This window comes from Archangium sp. (genome assembly GCF_036388035.1).
Taxonomy (GTDB): Bacteria; Myxococcota; Myxococcia; order Myxococcales; family Myxococcaceae; genus Archangium.
The window spans coordinates 1-17,161 of the sequence record NZ_DASVSO010000920.1 but is presented as its reverse complement, the minus strand read 5'-3'; the positions used below and the strand labels follow the sequence as shown (position 1 = coordinate 17,161).

Here is a 17,161-nt window from a genome sequence, read left to right as displayed (position 1 = left end):
GGCACCTTCGCCGGCAACCTCACGCACCTGCGCCTCAGCCGGGAGGAGCTCACCGGCACGGTGGGCCCGTGCGGCTACGACTTGAAGGCCACCGAGGACGGCGGCTACCAGGGCTCGCGCAGTTGTGGGGGCCCGCCCGAGCGGCCCGTGGTCCTCGCCATCCCGCCCGCGCTCGCGCAGCAGGGCCCGGCGATGACGCTCGCCACGCTCGCGCTCCTCTTGGGCGACTAGCCGCGCCGGGGGCGTGGGGACTCGGGCGCGGGGGACACGGCGTAGGCCCGGAGGAACGTCTCCAGGTGGTCCTCCAGGAAGCGCTCCACGTCCAGCGGCCGGCAGCGCGCCCCCGAGAGCTGCACCTGGTGCAGCAGGCCGAGCACCACCGGACACACCAGCTCCAGCGCGGCGTGGCGCACGTCGCAGCGCCGCAGCTCCCCGTCCGCGATGTGGCGCGACAGCCGCGCCTCCGCCGCTTGCAGCGTGGGCTCCAGCAACTCCTGCACGTACACGGGGCCCAGCGTCTCGTGGCCCACGCTCGCGGTGAGGCCAAAGGCGTGCACCGCCCCCACCCCCATGCGCCAGCCCATGAGGAGCGACTGGAGGAACCACTGGAGGGACTCGCGCACCGGGCCCCGGGGCTCGGTGGCCGCGGCGAGCAGGTACGGCAGGCCCCGGCGGTGCATGTCCGCCATCACCTCCGCCAGCAGCGCCTCGCGCGAGCCGAAGTAGTGGCGCAGCGTGGCCACGCTCACCCCGGCCACCTCGGCCAGCTCGCGGAAGCTCGTCTGGGCCCCGTCCGGCGCGAGCAGCCGCACGCGCACCGCTTCCAGCAGGCGCGCTCGCTCCTTCTCGTAGTCCGCGTTGCGGCTCCCCTTCACCCGGGCCATGCCCTTGAATAACTCGCATGGGGTAGGGAATCCATTCCACGCCCCTCGTTCCCCCGCGCCCGCCGCACTTCGACTTGAAATTAAATAAACCAACCTGAATACTCTATCCCGAGAGCGCTGGACGTGGGAGGAGCGCATGCTGGAGGGTTTCGCCGACGAGGGCTTCGCGGACGTGTGGACGCCGGTGGCGATGTCGCGCGAGGTGGGCAAGGCGCCCTACGCGCTGACGCTGGCCTCGGAGCGCATCGTGCTCTTCCGGGACAACGCGGGCCGGGTGTCGGCGCTGCACGACCAGTGTCCGCACCGGGGCGTGAAGCTGTCGCTGGGGAAGGTGGGGAAGGACGGGTGCCTGGAGTGTCCCTTCCACGGCTGGCGCTTCGCATCGGGCGGGGCCTGTGCGCACATCCCGCTCAACCCCATGCCCGAGGAGAAGCGCCAGCGCTTCGCCGCCACCGCCTTCCCGGTGCGTGAGCGCGGCGGCCTCATCTGGCTCTACACGCGCCCGGGCACCGAGGCCCCCGAGGAGCCCTTGGTGCCGGAGGTGTTGGAGCAGGAGGGCGCCCACGTGTGGCTGTACGCGGAGACGTGGAACGCGCACTGGACGCGGGCAATGGAGAACATGCTGGACTCGCCGCACCTGCCCTTCGTGCACAAGGGCACCATCGGCGGAGGGCTGCGCCGGAGGATGAAGCCGGACTCGAGGATGGAGATGGAGGTGCACCCGACGCCCACGGGCTTCCGCACCTCGTGGAGCATGGACGGGCAGCCCTCGGACGGCTCGCTGGAGTGGCTGCGGCCCAATGGCATGGCGCTGCACATCCCCATTCCCAAGCGCCTCATGAGGCTGCACATGTGGTGCATACCGGTGGACGCGAACCACACGCGGATGATGCTGGCGAGCGCGCGCGACTTCCTGGGCTTCCAGCCCGTCGCGGGCCTCATCGATCGCTTCAACACGCGCATCCTGCGCGAGGACCAGGCGGTGGTGGAGTCGAGCCACCCGGTCGAGGTGCCCCCGGCATCCGAGGAGCGCAGCGTGGCGACGGACCGGGCCACGCTGGCCTTCCGCCGTTGGTACACGGAGCGCAAGAAGCGGGGCGAGCGCGAAACCACCCGCCCCGAGGCCCCGTCACTGGCGAGTTGAACGCCCGGGGGTCAGGAGTGGACGACGAGGGCCTTCCAGGCCAGGAGGGCGCCATCGTCCATCTTCCGTGTCTGGAAGAGGGCGTCGGTCAGCCCGCTCTGCCGCAGCACGTTGTCGCTCGTGTTCGTCGTGTCCTTGGTCCCACGGGCGCCGTAGACCGCCTGGGTCGAGATGATCTCGTTGTTGAGGGCGTCGTCGAAGAAGAGCTGGGAGGTCAGGTACTCGGTCCCGTTCACCCGCACGGTGAAGTGGATGTGGATGGTGCGGCCGCGGTACCAGCCGGGGAAACACGTGTCGAAGTCGACACGGCCATTCGCATCGGCGGTCTGGATACCGCGGAACCACCGGGCCGCGCGTGCGGCGGAGTCGCCGCTCGTGCACATGTTGGACGCGTCGCTCCCCGAGTAGAGGCCATTCGGGTGGGTGTGCCACAGCTCGAGGGTGGCGCCCGGCACCGGCTGGCACTGGGGGTTGACGATGAGGAAGGCGAGCCGCACCGGGAGCCCGCCATGGCCCTCGCTGATGTCCTTGCGCTCCACGGTGGCCGCGTGGCACGGCCCGAGGGTCGAGGCCTTGTACAGCGTGCAGGTCGTCCCGATGCCGGAGGAGAACGGGTCCGCGTAGTTCCCAGCCATGGCCGCCGTGCCGCCGGTAGCCCAGGTGCCGTCCCCCGTGGTGCCACCGCCCGTCTCCGTGCCCTCGTCGGGTCCACACGCCAGCAGCTGCGCCAGCGGAGACAAGGCCAGTGCCGCGCCCACTCCCTTGACGAAAGTCCGGCGGGGCAGATGGACCACGGTCTGCTTCAGCTCCTTGTCACGCCTCACGTGCACCTCTCTCGAAGAGGGACCGGGCCATTGAGGAAGGGCCCGGAACCCGCCGAAGGATGAAGGTAGGAGGCAATTCTTAAGACTCTCCTAAGTTCGAGTTTCGACCACTAGCGGCGCTCCGTCATGCGCTCCAGCCCGTCCCGATTGCGAGGCTCGAAGAAGCGCTCGCGCAGCAGGCGCGGGAGCGTGCGCTTGTCCACGCACAGCAGCTGGAGCGCGTCGTTCCACTCCCCGAGCACGGCGACGGCGCGCACGTCGGGGGCCTCGCGGTAGAGGTCATTGAGGTTGTGGACGAGCGCCCAGAGGTCCTCCACCTCCCAGCGCTCCGACGTCTCCCCGGCGAGGATGTGGAGCTCGAAGCGCGGGCGCTCGCGCACGTCGACCACCTTGAAGCGCCGGGCGGCCCCGCCCATGGCCAACGTGAGGGGTCCGACGAGCTCATCGGCCCGCACACCGAGCGCGACGGTGAGGCCGCCCTCCAGGACACCGGCATCACACAGGCGCAGCAGGGACACATGGGGCGGCTCCGCGTCGTTGAAGCGCTCCCGGGCCGCCTCCCGGTCCTTCAGAAGGCGCGAGCGTTCCAGCGAGTCGAGGAGCGAAGCCATGGCCGCGAGGGTGCCATGGCGTCTCTCGCCGGCTCAACCTTCCTCGCCCTCCCAGCAGCCCAACCGTGAGCATTGACGATGTGGCTGAATCCACTCGGGCTCCGCGTGGTTTCCAACGCTCGCCGGCCGTACCGGGCGCACGGCGGCCGACAATGCGCTGGACTGTGCTCCCCGCGCGCCTTACCGGACCCCTCCATGAGCCCCTTCGTCCGCCTCCAGCTCCTGCTCCTGCTCGGCAACGTCGCCTTCATCGCCGCCTGGGCCGTGGCCCTCATGCGACCCGCGGGCTGGCAGTGGGTGGGCGTCGCCCTGCTCGCCTTCTTCGTCGCCGTCCGCGTGGGGGGCGTGTGGCTGCGCGCCCGGCAGTTCCCGGACGACACGGGACGCGCCCGCAGGGCCGCCATGCTCTCCACCGTCGTCGCGGCGCTCGCGGTCGCCCTCTGGGTCTACACCGCCCTGCGCGGGCCGGCGTAGCAGCGCCCGGGCCCGCAAATGAGAGAGGGTGCCGGGACCGCTCTCGGTCCGCTCGGCACCCTCACCCACCCTCTCACGAGAGAGACGTCACACGTTGAAGCGGAAGTGCATGCAGTCGCCGTCCTGCACCACGTACTCCTTGCCTTCCACGCGCAGCAGGCCCTTCTCCTTCACCGCCGACTCGCTGCCCAGCTTGATGAGGTCTTCCCACCGCATGACCTCGGCCTTGATGAAGCCGCGCTCGAAGTCCGAGTGGATGACGCCCGCCGCCTGCGGCGCCTTGTCACCCTTGTGGATGGTCCACGCCCGGCACTCCTGCTCGCCCACCGTGAAGTACGTCTGCAGGCCCAGCAGCTTGTAGCCCTCGCGCACCACCTTGTGCAGGCCCGGCTCCGTCAGCCCCGCGCTCTCCAGGAAGCCCGCGCGCTCCTCCTCGGGCAGCTGCTGGATTTCGGCCTCCATCGCCGCGGCCAGCACCACCACGCCCGCCCCCTCCTTGGCCGCCATCTCCCGCACCCGCTGCACCATCGGGTCGGAGTCTTCCTTGCCGATCTGCTTCTCGCTGATGTTGGCCACGTACAACACCGGCTTGTCCGTCAGCAGGAAGAGGTCCTTGAGGACGGCCCGCTCGTCGGCCGACAGCTTCTGCGCGCGCACGGTGATGGCCGAGTCCAGCCCCGCCTTCACGCGGTCCAGGATGGCGAGCTCCGCCTTCGCCTCCTCGGCCGCCTTGCCACCCATCTTGGTGTTCTTCTGCGAGCGCTCGCGGCGCTTCTCCACCGTCTCCATGTCCTTGAGACACAGCTCGGTGTCCACCACGTCCCGGTCTCGCACCGGGTCCACGCCACCCTCCACGTGGGTGACGTTGTCGTCCACGAAGCAGCGCAGCACGTGCAGCACGGCGTCCACCTGCCGGATGTTGCCCAGGAACTGGTTGCCCAGTCCCTCACCCTTCGAGGCGCCGCGCACCAGGCCCGCGATGTCCACGAACTCGAGCGAGGTCGGAATCTTCTTGAGCGGCTTCACCAGCGCCGCCAGCTTGTCCAAGCGGTCGTCGGGCACCGGCACCACGCCCACGTTCGGCTCGATGGTGCAGAACGGGTAGTTGGCCGCCTGGGCCCCCGCTGCCGAGAGTGCGTTGAACAGGGTGGACTTGCCCACGTTGGGCAGACCGACGATGCCGATGGAAAGCGCCATATTGGATTCCTGAACAGCTCTACGCGGACCCGGAAATCCGGGGACTAGGCTCGGGTCGCGGGCGTGCCCTTGCCCGGCAGGCCCTGCACGAACTGCTCGGCCAGGGCGCGGTGCTTGGTGTCGTCCATGCGCTCGTTGAGCAGCTTGCCGGCCACGTCCATGGCCAGGTCCACCGCCATGGCCTTCACCTCGGCGATGGCCTTGGACTTCTGCTCCTCGATCTCGCGCTGGGCGGACGCCTTGAACTCCTCGGCCTCCTTGCGGCTCTTGGCCATCAGCTCCTCGCGGAAGCGCTCCACCTCCTGCTGGTTGCGGCGGAGCATCTCCTGCGACTCGCGGCGGGCCTCGGCGATGGCCGTCTTCTGCTCGGCGAGCAGCTTCTCGGCCTCGGCGCGCTCGCGCTTGGCCGCCTCGATGGAGCTGGCGATCTGCTTCTCGCGCTCCTCGACGAGCGCCAGGATGGGGCCCCAGGCCTTCCAGCGCAGGATGAGGGCGACGATGATGAAGGTGACGAGGGTCCAGAAGATGAGGCCCGGGCGGACCTCCACGAAGCTGCTGGCGGCGAGAACGTTGGGCAGGAGCATGGCGGCCTTCGCAGGTACGACGTCAGGGGTACGGCGGGAACGGCTCTACGGCTACGGCGCTACGGCACTGCGGTGATGCGAGGGCCGGCGCCCCCCGTCTGCACGGACGAGCGCCGGACCCAGGGTCCTACTCACCGACCGGAATCAGGTCTTGATGGCGAGGAGGATGCAGACGACCAGCGCGAAGAGCGTGGCGCCTTCGATGAGGGCCGCGGCGATGATCATGGTGGTGCGGATGTCACCACCGGCGGCCGGCTGACGGCCCGTGGCGTCCATGGCGGCGGCGGCCAGACGGCCGATACCGAGGGCGGCACCGATGATGGCGAGGCCGGCACCGATGCCGGCGGCGAGGAAGGCGAGAGCGACGTTGGTCATGGGAGTGCTTCTTCTTTCTTCGGAGGGGACCCGCTTGTGGGGGGGTCGTTGCTGCCCTTTTGGACGACCTCCGGCGACCTTTCGAATCGCCGGGTACTCACCGGGGCCCCCACCGCGGGAGCCCCGTAACTTGGGGGGACCTCAGGAGCCCAGCATGTGGGCCTTGCCATGGTCGTGGCTGTGGCCCGACTCCTTGTGGTCGCCGTGCTCGTCGGCGTGCGCGTGGTGGTGGCCCATGGCCACGCCCATGCCGATGAAGAGCGCCGAGAGCATGGTGAAGACGTAGGCCTGCACGAAGGCCACGAAGAGCTCCAGCAGGTAGATGCCCAGGGCGAAGGGCACGCTCACGAAGGCGACCGCCGGGTGGCCGAGCATGAAGATGAGGCCCAGCAGGAAGAAGATGACGATGTGGCCCGCCAGCATGTTGGCGAAGAGACGGATGGTGAGCGCGAAGGGCTTGGTGAACAGGCCCAGCACCTCGACGGGGACCATGATGGGCCACAGCCAGGGGGCCACGCCGCCGGTGAGGTGGGCCAGGTAGCCGCCCAGGCCCGCGGCGCGGATGCCGGCGACCTGCGTCATGACGAAGGTGCACAGGGCCAGGCCGCACGTGACGGCGATGTTGCCCGTGGCGCTCGCCATCCAGGGGAACAGGCCCAGCAGGTTCATGAAGAGGATGAAGAAAAACGCGGTGAGCAGGTAGGGCGTGTAGCGCGGGCCCTCCTCCTTGCCGATGTTCTTGATGGCCAGCTCGTCACGCACGAAGAGGACGAGCATCTCGAAGAGGTTGGCCGCGGAGCCACGGGGCACCAGCTTCGTCTTGTCCCGGTTGCTCCAGATGAGCAGCGAGCCGATGAGCAGCAGCGCCGCCAGCCACATCATCACCGTGTGCTTGGAGATGGAGAGGTCCAGGCAGCCGGCGCCCAGGCCGGGGACGGCCATGCCGTGCGACGTCTCCTGCGGCTCGCAGGCCCCCGCCTTCAGCGGGATGAAGATCCGCGGCAGGTGGATGGCGACGTGGTTGTGGCTGAGGGGAATCTCGAACTCGTACTCCGGCGAGTCCGACACGTGGTGGAGGATGTAGCCCGCCACGTCCTCCTTCTCGCCTTCCGCCGGCTCGCTGGCGAAGGCCACGCTGGCGACCAGCCCGACGAAGAGAACCATTGCCTTGCGCATCACTCGTCTCCGCCCGCCGCGCCCCGAGACGCGGCCATCACGTAGCTCACTTCAATCCACTGCAGCGCGAAGTAGGTGCCGAAGAAACCGGCCACGAACGCCACCGCGCCCAACCCTCGCTCCACCACCCACAGCAGCCCCACTACCACGCCCACCGCCCGCATCCCGAACACCACTCCTACCACCTTCAGCGCCGCGTTCAGGTCCTTGCGCAACGCCCGCCGCTTGAGCACCAGCCCCACCGCCCCCGTCACCGCCGCCAGCGCCACCCCAATCACCGCGGACAGCCGCGCCTCCGGCACCTTGGGCGCCAGCGCCGCCACCGCCAGTCCCACCACCGCCACCACCGCCGACAGTCCGGCATGCAGCCGGAAGGCCTCCGCGCCCTGTTCCTTCACCGCTTCCGCTTCCCCAGCCGAGCCATCTCGTTGAGGAACCCGTAGAAGCCCACGGAGATCCCCACCAGGCTCAGCCCCAGCAAGAACCAGGGCGACGTCCCCAACCCCTTGTCCAGGGCGTAGCCGCCCAGCACCCCCACCACCGCCCCGCCCACCAGCTTCCACACCGCGGCGATGTACGGCTCCGCCGCCCGCATCTGCCGAGCCGTCTCCGACAGCTCGCTGCCTTCCGTGTCTTTCCCTGGCTCCTTCTCCGCCATACCGACAACCCTCGGGAAAACCACGGGTTTCCTTCGCCGCCCACCCCACCCGTCCTACGCGCGGGCGCCGCTTAACATTGAAGGTGCGCGGCACGCAACCGCCACGCTCGTAAAGAGGCCGTCCACCTATAAGAAGGGTTGCGGTTACTGGAAGCCCAGCTTGCTGAAGCGGGCGTTGAAGGAGATGGAGGAGGTGCCCGCGTCGTTGGGCTGCAGGAGGATCTCCACCCGCTTCACGTGCCGCAGATCCAGGTTGGAGTTGACCTCCACCCACCCGCCGACGTTCCCCTGGCCGATCGCCACCGAGGTGTCCACCGGGGCTCCCCCGTAGGGCAGCAGGGGGGGATGACTGGTTCCCGCGTCCATCCTCGGCACGTACCGGGTGAAGCCCGTGTCGCTGCACAGCATGACGACGGGCTGCCAATGCGGCGACCAGGCCGAGATGCCCTCGGGGTTGCCACTCATGGTGTGGGTGAAGGCCATACCCAGGGCATTGGGGGAGCGGGTGAGGTCCCAGGTGCCGGAGGCCTCGAACCAGAGGACGTGGGTGGAGGGGCCGTTGGCGCTCCACACGTTGGCCGCGGAGAAGGACTCGGGGATGCCCCCGTCCACGTCCTTCAGGCAGCCCGGAGGGGCACCGCTGTAGCCGCGTCGGGCATTGAGGGCGCCCCGGGCCCCGGTGGAGGCCAGGTCGAGCAGGTTCAGCGGCCCGCCGCAGTCGGGACGCTCGTCCACCCGCTGGTCGCAATCGTCATCCACGCCGTTGCAGAGGTCGGGCGCGTCCGGGTGCTTGTTGGCATCGTCATCCCGGCAGTCGAGCGCGTTGCTCACGTACCCGCCGGGCTGGGTGCACGACTGCTGGCTCAGCTCCTTGCGGCCGAAGCCATCCCGGTCCTGGTCCCGGTACCAGGTGGGCTGCACGTTCTCGTCGATGAGGTCGTTGCAGTTGTCGTCCACGCCGTTGCAGCGCTCCTCGGCGTTGGGGTGGATGGCCCCGTTGCGCGGCTTGCAGTCCCCCAGGCTGGCCACCCACCCGGCCGGCGGCTGGCAGAACACGGTGGCCTGCGAGGTGTCGCCGAACGTGTCGTTGTCCTGGTCCGGGTAGTAGCTGCCCCCGTCGAGCCCGTCGTCGATGACGCCGTCGCAGTCGTTGTCGAAGCCGTCGCACTGCTCGGGGGCACCCGGGAAGAAGAGGCGGCCTCCCGCTGTGGGGTTGTCGTTGCAGTCGCCGCTGTTGGTGGCCGTCGGCACCGACTGGGGCACCGTGCAGCGGTAGAGCGGCCGGGTGAGGTTGCCGAAGCTGTCCTCGTCCAGGTCCTCGAAGAAGAGCGTGGGCGTGCCTCCGTCCAGGCACGTGCCCCCGTCCAGCACCCGGCCGATGCACACCGGCGCCTCCCGCTCGCGGCAGCACACCCCGTCGTCACAGACGAAGCCGCCGTCCCCACACTCCGCGTCCTCGGCGCAGGTGTAGTAGTCGCGGACCGTGGGCACCTCGTAACAGGCGAGGGCCACCGCGGTGCACGCACCGAGGGCGAGGAGGGCTGCACGGACGCGGCGGACAGTGGGGGGCATGGGGACTACTCGGAGTCGGTGGAGAGGAGGTCGAAGACGAAGAGGCCGGCGCCCACCGTGGTGAGGCCCGCGCCCGCGCCGAGCAGCACGTTGCCCGTGCGCGCGTAGCGTCCGGCCTGCGCATGGGCCGAGCTCGCCGAGGGGAAGGCGGTGCAGTCGCGCTGGCGGCCCTCACAGGCCTCCAGCTCGCGCAGGGCGCCCCGGGACAGCCCGCCGGCCACCAGCGAGCCCGCCACCGCGAGCGCCCCCAGGCTGAAGGTGACGTAGGAGGCCGTCCGCAGCCCCTTGCCCCTGGGAGCCCCGGAGGTCCCCGTCCGCGCCAGGGCTCCCGGCCCGGGCTCCAGGCGCAGGCGCGCGCCCTCCGGCACCTGCTCGCGGGAGAGGGCCGCCTCGCCCGAGGGCAACAGCAGGTCCACCTCGTGCGGCCCCGCCGTCAGCGCCACCACCTCGCCCGGCTCGGCCAGCATCCGCCCGTCCACGCGCAGCCGCACCGTGCCCGGCACCACCAGGCCGCCCCAGCCCCGGCGCGCGAAGGCCGGCATCAGCGCCGCCACCGCCGGGCGGAGGTCCCTCGCGAGCGTCGTCGGCGAGAGCCCCCCCTCCGCTCGCCGCGCCACCACCCCGCGCACCGTGTCCACCCAGGCCAGGTCCACGTCCCCCGTGCCCGGGCGCCTCGGCACCCAGCCCAGCACCAGCACGTGCTCCGTGCGCGCCTCCGCCGCCACCGCGCGCAGGCACGAGTCCTCCGTGCCACAGCGGCCCGTGAGGAGCCCCTCCGCCACTCGCGTGACGGTGAGGCCCGTCAGCTCCCGGGCCATGGCCTCGGCCCCCTCGAGCACCCGCTCCGCCTCCGCCGCGCCCAGGCTGCCCCCATGCTGCAGTCGCACCGCGAGCCGCTCCGCCGCGGCGGCGGGCAAGGGAAGGCACAAGAGGAGGCACAGGAGGGGGAGTCGCTTCACGGCGGCGCACTGTAGCGCAGGGACACGGGGGGACCCACTCGGGGACGCGTCCCCGTCAGGTTCGCGGAGTGCTTCTTCACTTGAATTTCGATGAGCGTCTCTCTACTTCCTCCTGCTCTCCGCCTCGCCCGTGCGCGAGCACTGACGCCTCGGAGTCCCCACGATGAACACCCCCCCTGCCTCCCGGCTCGATACGCGCGGCATCGCCGCCTTCACCGCCATCGCCTACGGCTTCTCCTGGCTCTGCATCCTCGGCTTCGTGCTGGCCTACGGCACCGACGCGGAGAAAGCCCCCGTGCTCGCCTTCCGCCTGGCGGCCGGCGTCTCCATGTTCGGCCCCGCCGTGGCCACCCTCCTCGTCGCCCGCTGGCTCTCGCCCCTTCCCTCCCTCGCGCGGGACACGGGCCTGGGGCTCGGCCAACACCGGTGGCGCTTCCTCCTGCTGGCGGTGCTCGGCACCCCCATGGTGGTGCTCGCGGCCCTCCTCCTCTCCGCCCTCTTCTACCCCCAGGCGTTCGACTTCACCGGGCTGTCCGGCTTGCGTGCGACCCTCGAGCAGCTCCCCGCCGAGGCCCGCGCCGCGGTGGAGAAGCTCGGCCTCCCCACGCTGCTCGCCCTCCAGGTGGTGCAGGCCCTGGTGCTGGCCCCCTTCCTCAACGCCCCCGTCATCTTCGGTGAGGAGTGGGGCTGGCGCGGCTACCTGCTGCCGCGACTGCTGCCGCTCGGCCAGTGGCGCGCGCTCGTGCTCAGCGGCGTCATCTGGGGCCTGTGGCATGCCCCCATCAACCTGCTCGGCTACAACTACGCCCAGCACCGCGTGCTCGGGGTCTTCCTCTTCACCGGGGTGTGCGTGCTGCTCGGCATCCTCCTGGGGTGGATGCGGCTGGCCACCGGCAGCATCTGGCCCGCGGTCCTCGCCCACGGCTCCATCAACGGCCTGGGCGCCCTCGTCCTGCTCGTCGGCCACGCGGGGACGCCGATCGACACCGCGAAGGTGGGCCTCACCGGCTGGCCCGGGTGGCTGGTGCTCGCCGCGCTCGTGGGGGTGCTCGTCCTCACCCGGCGGCTCCCCGTGCGCGACTCCGGTGAGGCCCGCGCCACCCCTCCGTCCGAGGGCACTCACGCCGTCCAGGCGTAGGCCACCTTCTGGTAGGAGCGGCCGCCGATCTCCACCGGCGCCTCGCCCGCGAGCGTGCCCCCGCACCGCTCGTAGAAGCCCCGGGCCGGGGCGTTGTCCTTCAGCACCCACAGGAGGAAGGGCACGAGCCCCTTGTCCCGCAGCCAGTGCGCCCCGTGCTGGAACAGCGCTCGGCCCACGCCCCTGCGCTTGGCCTCCTCCACCAGATAGAGGGCGTGCAGCTCGCCCGCGAAGCCCGGGAGCGACTCGGGAGGGGCCCGGTTCTTCCCCACGACGCAGAACCCCACGAGGTGCTCGCGGCCCGGCTCCACCGCGACGAAGATCACCGCCTCGGGGTCCGCGAGGCCCTGACGCCAGCCGGCGAGCCGCTGCTCGAAATCGAGCCCGTCGAGCAGCTCCCCCGGGAGGATGTCCCGGTAGCTGGTGCGCCAGCTCTGGATGTGCGCCCGGGTGATGCCCTCGGCATCCTCGGGGACCGCGCGTCGGATGAGGGTCTCCACGGCCCATCCTCCTCACCGCGAGCCCACCCGGGTCAAGCGTCCGCCCCAGGCGCGTGCACCGCGCCCGCTCCCGATACGCCAAGGGCGGACGGACGGAGCGCATGAAAACGCAGGGGCCCGCTTCCCCCCGACCCGGCCTGGGTGTCATCCTCCCCCTCTGTGATGACGCACGACGGAGCGGGGGGGGCCCCGTACCATCATTTCGAGACGCTGCCTTTCGCGCTGTGCGTCATCCGCGACAGCCTCGTCGTGTACGCCAACGCGGCCTTCCTCGGACTGGTCGGCCAGCCTCGCGAAGAGGTGATTGGTAAGTCGTACGTGCCGCTGCTGTCGGCGCAACAGGCCCCCTTCATCGTCGAGCGGCACGCGCGGCGGCGGCGCGGGGAGCGGGTACCGGAGTCGTACGAGGCGGTGCTATGCACCTCCACCGGCGAGCGCCGCGTGGAGTTCACCATCGCCCTGAGCGGGCCGGACACCGTGGTGCTGGTGCGAGACCTCTCCGGCCGGCTGGCCCACCGCCAACTGCTGCAGCGCATGGCCTCGCTCGGCGCCTCCCTGCCCGGCATCCACGCCGAGGACGAGGTGCTCCGCCGCGTCTTCGAGGGCCTCGCCGAGCTGGAGCTGTCCTATGGCTACCTCGTGCCGGACGGCGACAAGGTGTGGCTGGGCCACGCCTTCGTGGCCACCGGGGCGTCCGCCGGCCAGGCGCGCCTCACCGGCCAGCACCTGGTGGACGTGCGGGGCCGCTGGTCCCCCGTGCTGGAGCGGGCGTGGCGGGAGGGCTCCGCCTACGCGGATGACTTCGCCTGGGAGGCGTCCCGGTTCGTGGACCAGGACTGGGCCGAGCCGGTCCGCTCCCACCTGAGCCGGGTGGAGCCGCTGCGCACCATCTGTGTCCGCATCGATCTGGAGGGCGCGCCCCGGGCGCTGCTCGTGGTGGCCGCCGACTGGTTGCGCGAGGAGGAGCAGCCCTCGCTGCGCCTCTTCGCCGCCCAGGTGTCCGCCGCGCTGGAGGCCGCGCGCACCATCTCCCGCCTGTCCATGCGCAACACCGCGCTCGCCGCGCTCAACCGGCTGGCCGAGGTGGCCGCCACCGCCCCGGAGCCCCGCGCCTTCTTCGAGCCGGGCACGCGGGAAATCTTCGGGCTGCTGCGCTGCGCCGCGGTGCTCATCACCCTGCGCACCGAGGATCCCGACGAGCTGGAGATGGTCTGGTCCTCCGGCGCCACCGAGGAGGCGGTGCGCCCCTACCGGCGCCGTCCCCTGTTCGGCGCCATGATCCGGCAGGTGATGGAGGAGGGCCTGCCCCGGGTGCTGCACGCCGAGGACTTCCCCGACCCGGCGCGCGAGGACATGCGGCGCGCCGGCCGCGCCTCCGCCGCCATCGTCCCCCTGCAGGTGCGCTCGCGCATGGTGGGCGGGCTCGTCATCACCTTCAGCCACCACCGCATCCTCTCCGACCTGGAGCTGGAGACGCTGCAGGCCATGGGCTCGCACTTCGCCGCCGCCATCGAGTCCCACCGGCTGCTGCAGGAGGTGCGCGGGCGCGTCGAGGAGCTCGCCCGCCTCCACGCGGAGCTGAAGCACGCGCAGGAGCAGCTCGTGGAGAGCGAGCGCCTGGCCGCACTCGGCGAGCTGTCCGCCATCGTGGCCCACGAGGTGCGCAACCCCCTGGGCGCCATCTTCAACGTCCTGGCCACCCTGCGCCGCTACGTCGAGCCCACCGACTCCAACCACACCCTCATCGCCATCGTCGAGGAGGAGGCCAACCGCCTCAACCGGATGGTCGACGACCTGCTCGACTTCGCGCGCCCGCCCTCCCCCGACCTGCAGCCCGTCCCGCTGGAGCCGCTCCTCCAGGAGGCCGTCCGCACGGCGACGAGCGGGCAGACGCGCGTGCGCGTGGAGTGGGCGCTGGAGCAGGACGTCCCCCCGGTACCGGTGGACGAGCGGATGATGCGGCAGGCCTTCCTCAACCTCGCCATCAACGCCGTGCAGGCCATGCCCCAGGGCGGCACCCTGCGCGTGGCGGCCCGCCGCTGCTCCGAGCACCCCGGCGCCCTCGTGGAGTTCACCGACACCGGCCCGGGCATCCCCCTGGAGTTGCGCGAGCAACTCTTCAAACCCTTCTTCACCACCAAGGCCACCGGCACCGGCCTCGGCCTCGCCATCGTCCAGCGCACCCTGAAGACCCACTCCGGGCGCATCACCCTCGAGTCACCTCCCGGCGGCGGCACCACCTTCCGGCTCGTGCTCCCGCTGGCGCCAGAGGCCGTGGCCTCGCAGGCGGGCTAGCGAGGGCTCGCTCCCTCGCCTGCCTTCTCGCCCTTTCCCTGTCCGCTAGCGCACGCTCCCGCGCCGCGCGGAAAACACTCTCCGGTGTTTGTCCAGGAATCTCCCCGGCGGTCCCTGGCCAATGGAAAAACGGAGCCCTAGAACGACGAATCCCCAGGCATCGCTCTGTTGCTCGGCGCGGCCGGCGCCCCTGTCGCGGCCTGGGTGAAGGCATGCTGGCGCCGGACCCGACCCCCGAGCTCCCATCCCGTCCACCGGGAGGTGTCTTGATGCGTCGTCTGCTCGCAGGAAGTGTCGCTTTGTCCGCGCTGATGCTGGGGGGAAGCGCCCAGGCCTCCGGGGAGTGTGGCTGGACGTCCGCCGGCTGGAACGCCCCCAATGGGGCGGTGGTGTTCAACCGCGGCCCCGGTCCCATCCGCAACGTGCTGGACGCCATCGGGGAGTACCGCACGCACTCGATGCTCTCGCATGGGCCGGGCGCGGGCGTGTCCCACGCCACCATGAAGAACCCGGAGCAGACGAGCTGGCCGGGCGTGTGCACCAAGCCCATCCACAGCGGCCAGCTCCGCTACGGCTACCCGGGCCTCGAGCAGCTCAACCAGGGCGGCATCTACAGCTACATCTACGAGCCGGGCGCCCCCGCCGAGTGGACGGGCTGGCAGCAGGGGGACCCCGCCCAGGCGGCCCTCATCGGTGACTCGCTCTGGTTCAACCACGCCTACACCAGCGACCGCTCCCGGGTCGACAGGGAGCAGTGGATCGACCGGCCGTTGCGCAACGGCTACCGCGTCAACTACTCGCTCTTCCAGTACCGGGACCTGGAGAGCGCCCACGAGATTCCAGGCGGCGCGATGAACGAGGGCATCGTCTGCTCCACCTTCATGGCCTACGCGCACACCTACGCGGGCCGGGGCGTGGTGACGCCGCACACCTACGAGCACTCGCAGATCGCCAACGCGGCCAACTCGCTCTACACGGGCGTCTTCAACGAGTGCAAGGAGTCACTCGGCTGGTTCACCAACGCGCTGCTCACCGTGGCCTGCCCCTTCTACAACGTGTGCGGCAACGCCGGTAACCAGGTGGCCAACTGCATGTCCACCAACCAGTGCGACAACGCCGACGCCAGGCCCTGGAAGGGCGTGCGCGACGACCCCAACACCACCGCCACCTCCATCAGCCCGGATCGCATCGGCGGCTGGGGCGTCCATCCGCTCGACAACACCATCTGGGGCCCGGACTACTCGCACCAGCTCCAGTGGAACTCGGGCGGCAACGTCTACGGCTGCTGGCAGTAGTCCACCCCGCATTCCCCTGAACCGGAGAGGAGCCCCACGCGATGACGTCAATCCCCGAGAACCGCTCTCACCGTCCCTGGCGCCCGGTGCTGCTGCTCGCGCTGCTCGCCCTCGGGGGGCTCGTCGGCTGGCTCCTCTCCCGGGGCGGGCCGGCGCCGGAGGCCCCCGATTCCCAGGCCGCGACGCGCGCCCACGAAGCCTCCGAGGACGCTCCGCCCCCGGCCCTGGCCGCCACGGCGACGCCTCCGAAGGCCGCTCCCGCCGCGGCCCCCAGGCCCGCTCCGCCCATCGTGGATGAGATTCGAGTGGAGAAGCAGGAGGTGTGCTCCGGCGAGGAGAACCTCATCTCCGTGCGCGCCCACACCCCGGACGGCCATGATGCCTACCTGCACTACACGGTGGGCAGCGGCACCGGCCAGCGCATGCCCCTGCGCGTCTGGCGCAATGACGACGGCACCTACGAGATTCCCACCGTCACGGTGTTCACCAAGGACAACGTGGCCGTCACCGTCCCCATCCCCACCTACCAGGTGAAGGAGTGCGAGCCCGAGCGGCTCGTCCACGTCCTGTCGCGGCGGCAGCCCAACTCCGAGGACGACTTCGAGTTCCTCGCCAAGGTGGCGGAGCGGCCCGTGCGGCCCGGCCAGCCCGCGCCCAGGCCCTTCGTCCCCGTGCGCTACGTGTGGACCTTCGACGACGAGACGACGCAGACCACCACCGTCCCCACCGTCTCGCACACCCTGCTGGGCAAGACGGGCGCCGACAGCATGTACAGCCAGCACCTCGTGCGCGTGGACGCCTACGACGCCGTGGGCCAGAAGGCGACGGGGCGCTCCTCGCTCCAGGTGCTCAACACCTCCTTCGAGAACTTCGACAAGAAGGGCATCGTCACGCTGCTCGCCGTGGGCACGCCGCGCTTCCCCGTGCTCGACGAGGACGGCGTGGTGCGGCAGAGCTTCCGCCTCTACCACCGCTTCCGCGGGCCGGTGCAGCTCACGAAGGTCACCACCATCCGCGCCTTCCACGGCAACAAGGAGGGGCCTCCGCCCCCGGAGCAGGTGGACGTCGCCTCGCTCCCGGTGAGCGAGGTCCCCGAGGGCAAGGGCGCCGAGGTGAAGGTCACCTTCGACACGAAGGCCGAGCCCGACGTCTTCGCCATCACCTACGCCCTGGAGGGCATCAGCGCCGACGGGCACCGCGCGCGCGGCACCTTCTCCATCATGCGGCCGCCGCCCAAGCCCACCCGGGAGAACAGCAACCCCGTGACGGATCCGGTGCTGCTCGCCAAGGTGAAGCGCGCGCGCGAGCTGCTCAAGCAGGAGTTCGTCACCGACGAGGACCTCTTCCGCCTGGAGCGCGAGGGCCGGTTCGCGGACCTGAAGGTCGACGCCTCCCAGAAGCCCGCCCAGGCCACGCCGGCCCGTGGCACCTCCCCGGGCCGGCCCCGCAACCCCGGGCGGTAGCCCCCGGGTGGG

At 70.9% G+C, this 17,161-nt stretch carries 18 protein-coding genes and 1 pseudogene; 7 read left to right on the top strand and 12 right to left on the bottom strand.

Going from position 1 to position 17,161, the window contains the following annotated elements; translation table 11 throughout:
• Positions 1-231 (top strand): annotated as a pseudogene (locus VF697_RS38105) (hypothetical protein); the annotation flags it as partial.
• Here the strand turns inward: VF697_RS38105 and VF697_RS38100 are convergent.
• Positions 228-884, bottom strand: coding sequence for a TetR/AcrR family transcriptional regulator (locus tag VF697_RS38100; protein WP_331102889.1), 657 nt, complete (start codon positions 882-884; stop codon positions 228-230). The pseudogene VF697_RS38105 and the gene VF697_RS38100 overlap by 4 nt on opposite strands.
• Positions 885-1,020: 136 nt before the next feature.
• On the opposite strand from VF697_RS38100, the gene VF697_RS38095 reads away from it, so the two are divergent.
• The gene (locus VF697_RS38095; protein ID WP_331102888.1) at positions 1,021-2,028 is read left to right on the top strand and encodes an aromatic ring-hydroxylating dioxygenase subunit alpha; all 1,008 of its coding nucleotides are present in this window, start codon (positions 1,021-1,023) and stop codon (positions 2,026-2,028) included.
• 11 nt (positions 2,029-2,039) lie between these two features.
• On the opposite strand, the gene VF697_RS38090 is transcribed toward VF697_RS38095, so the two are convergent.
• Together VF697_RS38090 and VF697_RS38085 are read right to left on the bottom strand one after the other, a co-directional pair.
• The gene (locus tag VF697_RS38090) at positions 2,040-2,852 is read right to left on the bottom strand and encodes a protocatechuate 3,4-dioxygenase (protein WP_331102887.1); all 813 of its coding nucleotides are present in this window, start codon (positions 2,850-2,852) and stop codon (positions 2,040-2,042) included.
• Positions 2,853-2,962: 110 nt separating this feature from the next.
• Complete coding sequence (locus tag VF697_RS38085; RefSeq protein ID WP_331102886.1) at positions 2,963-3,463, bottom strand: hypothetical protein; 501 nt, start codon at positions 3,461-3,463, stop codon at positions 2,963-2,965.
• Positions 3,464-3,658: 195 nt separating this feature from the next.
• Between VF697_RS38085 and VF697_RS38080 the strand changes: the two genes are divergently transcribed.
• Positions 3,659-3,937 (top strand): hypothetical protein, encoded by a 279-nt coding sequence (locus tag VF697_RS38080; protein WP_331102885.1) that lies wholly within the window; start codon positions 3,659-3,661, stop codon positions 3,935-3,937.
• An 87-nt stretch (positions 3,938-4,024) separates the two neighbouring features.
• Here VF697_RS38080 and ychF read toward each other — a convergent pair whose 3' ends face one another.
• The 8 genes from ychF to VF697_RS38040 all read right to left on the bottom strand — a co-directional run bounded on the left by ychF (position 4,025) and on the right by VF697_RS38040 (position 10,458).
• The gene (gene ychF, locus VF697_RS38075) at positions 4,025-5,134 is read right to left on the bottom strand and encodes a redox-regulated ATPase YchF (RefSeq protein ID WP_331102884.1); all 1,110 of its coding nucleotides are present in this window, start codon (positions 5,132-5,134) and stop codon (positions 4,025-4,027) included.
• Positions 5,135-5,178: 44 nt separating this feature from the next.
• Entirely contained in the window at positions 5,179-5,718 is a 540-nt protein-coding gene (gene atpF / locus VF697_RS38070; protein WP_331102883.1) for a F0F1 ATP synthase subunit B, read from the bottom strand.
• Between the two features lie 144 nt (positions 5,719-5,862).
• Positions 5,863-6,093 carry an ATP synthase F0 subunit C gene (locus VF697_RS38065; RefSeq protein WP_047854685.1) on the bottom strand — a complete coding sequence of 77 codons (231 nt, stop codon included), beginning with the start codon at positions 6,091-6,093 and terminating at the stop codon, positions 5,863-5,865.
• Positions 6,094-6,234: 141 nt separating this feature from the next.
• Positions 6,235-7,269, bottom strand: coding sequence for a F0F1 ATP synthase subunit A (atpB, locus tag VF697_RS38060; protein ID WP_331102882.1), 1,035 nt, complete (start codon positions 7,267-7,269; stop codon positions 6,235-6,237).
• Positions 7,269-7,667, bottom strand: a complete 399-nt coding sequence (locus VF697_RS38055) for a hypothetical protein (RefSeq protein ID WP_331102881.1) — start codon at positions 7,665-7,667, stop codon at positions 7,269-7,271. The genes atpB and VF697_RS38055 overlap by 1 nt, the downstream gene beginning before the upstream one ends.
• Positions 7,664-7,927, bottom strand: coding sequence for an AtpZ/AtpI family protein (locus tag VF697_RS38050; protein ID WP_331102880.1), 264 nt, complete (start codon positions 7,925-7,927; stop codon positions 7,664-7,666). The genes VF697_RS38055 and VF697_RS38050 overlap by 4 nt, the downstream gene beginning before the upstream one ends.
• A 144-nt stretch (positions 7,928-8,071) precedes the next feature.
• Entirely contained in the window at positions 8,072-9,499 is a 1,428-nt protein-coding gene (locus tag VF697_RS38045) for a putative metal-binding motif-containing protein (RefSeq protein WP_331102879.1), read from the bottom strand.
• A 5-nt stretch (positions 9,500-9,504) separates the two neighbouring features.
• The gene (locus VF697_RS38040) at positions 9,505-10,458 is read right to left on the bottom strand and encodes a hypothetical protein (RefSeq protein WP_331102878.1); all 954 of its coding nucleotides are present in this window, start codon (positions 10,456-10,458) and stop codon (positions 9,505-9,507) included.
• A gap of 163 nt (positions 10,459-10,621) precedes the next feature.
• Between VF697_RS38040 and VF697_RS38035 the strand changes: the two genes are divergently transcribed.
• Complete coding sequence (locus tag VF697_RS38035) at positions 10,622-11,596, top strand: CPBP family intramembrane glutamic endopeptidase (protein WP_331102877.1); 975 nt, start codon at positions 10,622-10,624, stop codon at positions 11,594-11,596.
• Here the strand turns inward: VF697_RS38035 and VF697_RS38030 are convergent.
• Positions 11,578-12,096: a GNAT family N-acetyltransferase gene (locus VF697_RS38030; RefSeq protein ID WP_331102876.1), complete on the bottom strand. Its 519-nt coding sequence runs from the start codon at positions 12,094-12,096 to the stop codon at positions 11,578-11,580. The genes VF697_RS38035 and VF697_RS38030 overlap by 19 nt on opposite strands.
• A gap of 162 nt (positions 12,097-12,258) precedes the next feature.
• On the opposite strand from VF697_RS38030, the gene VF697_RS38025 reads away from it, so the two are divergent.
• From VF697_RS38025 to VF697_RS38015, 3 genes are all read left to right on the top strand, one after another.
• Positions 12,259-14,391, top strand: coding sequence for an ATP-binding protein (locus VF697_RS38025; protein WP_331102890.1), 2,133 nt, complete (start codon positions 12,259-12,261; stop codon positions 14,389-14,391).
• A gap of 269 nt (positions 14,392-14,660) precedes the next feature.
• Positions 14,661-15,686, top strand: a complete 1,026-nt coding sequence (locus tag VF697_RS38020; protein WP_331102875.1) for a hypothetical protein — start codon at positions 14,661-14,663, stop codon at positions 15,684-15,686.
• 41 nt (positions 15,687-15,727) lie between these two features.
• Positions 15,728-17,149: a hypothetical protein gene (locus VF697_RS38015; protein WP_331102874.1), complete on the top strand. Its 1,422-nt coding sequence runs from the start codon at positions 15,728-15,730 to the stop codon at positions 17,147-17,149.
• The last annotated feature ends 12 nt before the right edge of the window (positions 17,150-17,161 follow it).

Excerpts from the sequence above, each read along its gene's own strand:
- ychF (WP_331102884.1), bottom strand. The coding sequence starts at position 5,134 with ATGGCGCTTTCCATCGGCATCGTCGGTCTGCCCAACGTGGGCAAGTCC.
- VF697_RS38080 (WP_331102885.1), top strand. The coding sequence starts at position 3,659 with ATGAGCCCCTTCGTCCGCCTCCAGCTCCTGCTCCTGCTCGGCAACGTC.
- VF697_RS38020 (WP_331102875.1), top strand. The coding sequence starts at position 14,661 with ATGCGTCGTCTGCTCGCAGGAAGTGTCGCTTTGTCCGCGCTGATGCTG.
- VF697_RS38050 (WP_331102880.1), bottom strand. The coding sequence starts at position 7,927 with ATGGCGGAGAAGGAGCCAGGGAAAGACACGGAAGGCAGCGAGCTGTCG.
- VF697_RS38065 (WP_047854685.1), bottom strand. The coding sequence starts at position 6,093 with ATGACCAACGTCGCTCTCGCCTTCCTCGCCGCCGGCATCGGTGCCGGC.
- VF697_RS38035 (WP_331102877.1), top strand. The coding sequence starts at position 10,622 with ATGAACACCCCCCCTGCCTCCCGGCTCGATACGCGCGGCATCGCCGCC.
- atpB (WP_331102882.1), bottom strand. The coding sequence starts at position 7,269 with ATGCGCAAGGCAATGGTTCTCTTCGTCGGGCTGGTCGCCAGCGTGGCC.
- VF697_RS38025 (WP_331102890.1), top strand. The coding sequence starts at position 12,259 with ATGACGCACGACGGAGCGGGGGGGGCCCCGTACCATCATTTCGAGACG.
- VF697_RS38095 (WP_331102888.1), top strand. The coding sequence starts at position 1,021 with ATGCTGGAGGGTTTCGCCGACGAGGGCTTCGCGGACGTGTGGACGCCG.
- atpF (WP_331102883.1), bottom strand. The coding sequence starts at position 5,718 with ATGCTCCTGCCCAACGTTCTCGCCGCCAGCAGCTTCGTGGAGGTCCGC.
- VF697_RS38100 (WP_331102889.1), bottom strand. The coding sequence starts at position 884 with ATGGCCCGGGTGAAGGGGAGCCGCAACGCGGACTACGAGAAGGAGCGA.
- VF697_RS38085 (WP_331102886.1), bottom strand. The coding sequence starts at position 3,463 with ATGGCTTCGCTCCTCGACTCGCTGGAACGCTCGCGCCTTCTGAAGGAC.
- VF697_RS38015 (WP_331102874.1), top strand. The coding sequence starts at position 15,728 with ATGACGTCAATCCCCGAGAACCGCTCTCACCGTCCCTGGCGCCCGGTG.
- VF697_RS38045 (WP_331102879.1), bottom strand. The coding sequence starts at position 9,499 with ATGCCCCCCACTGTCCGCCGCGTCCGTGCAGCCCTCCTCGCCCTCGGT.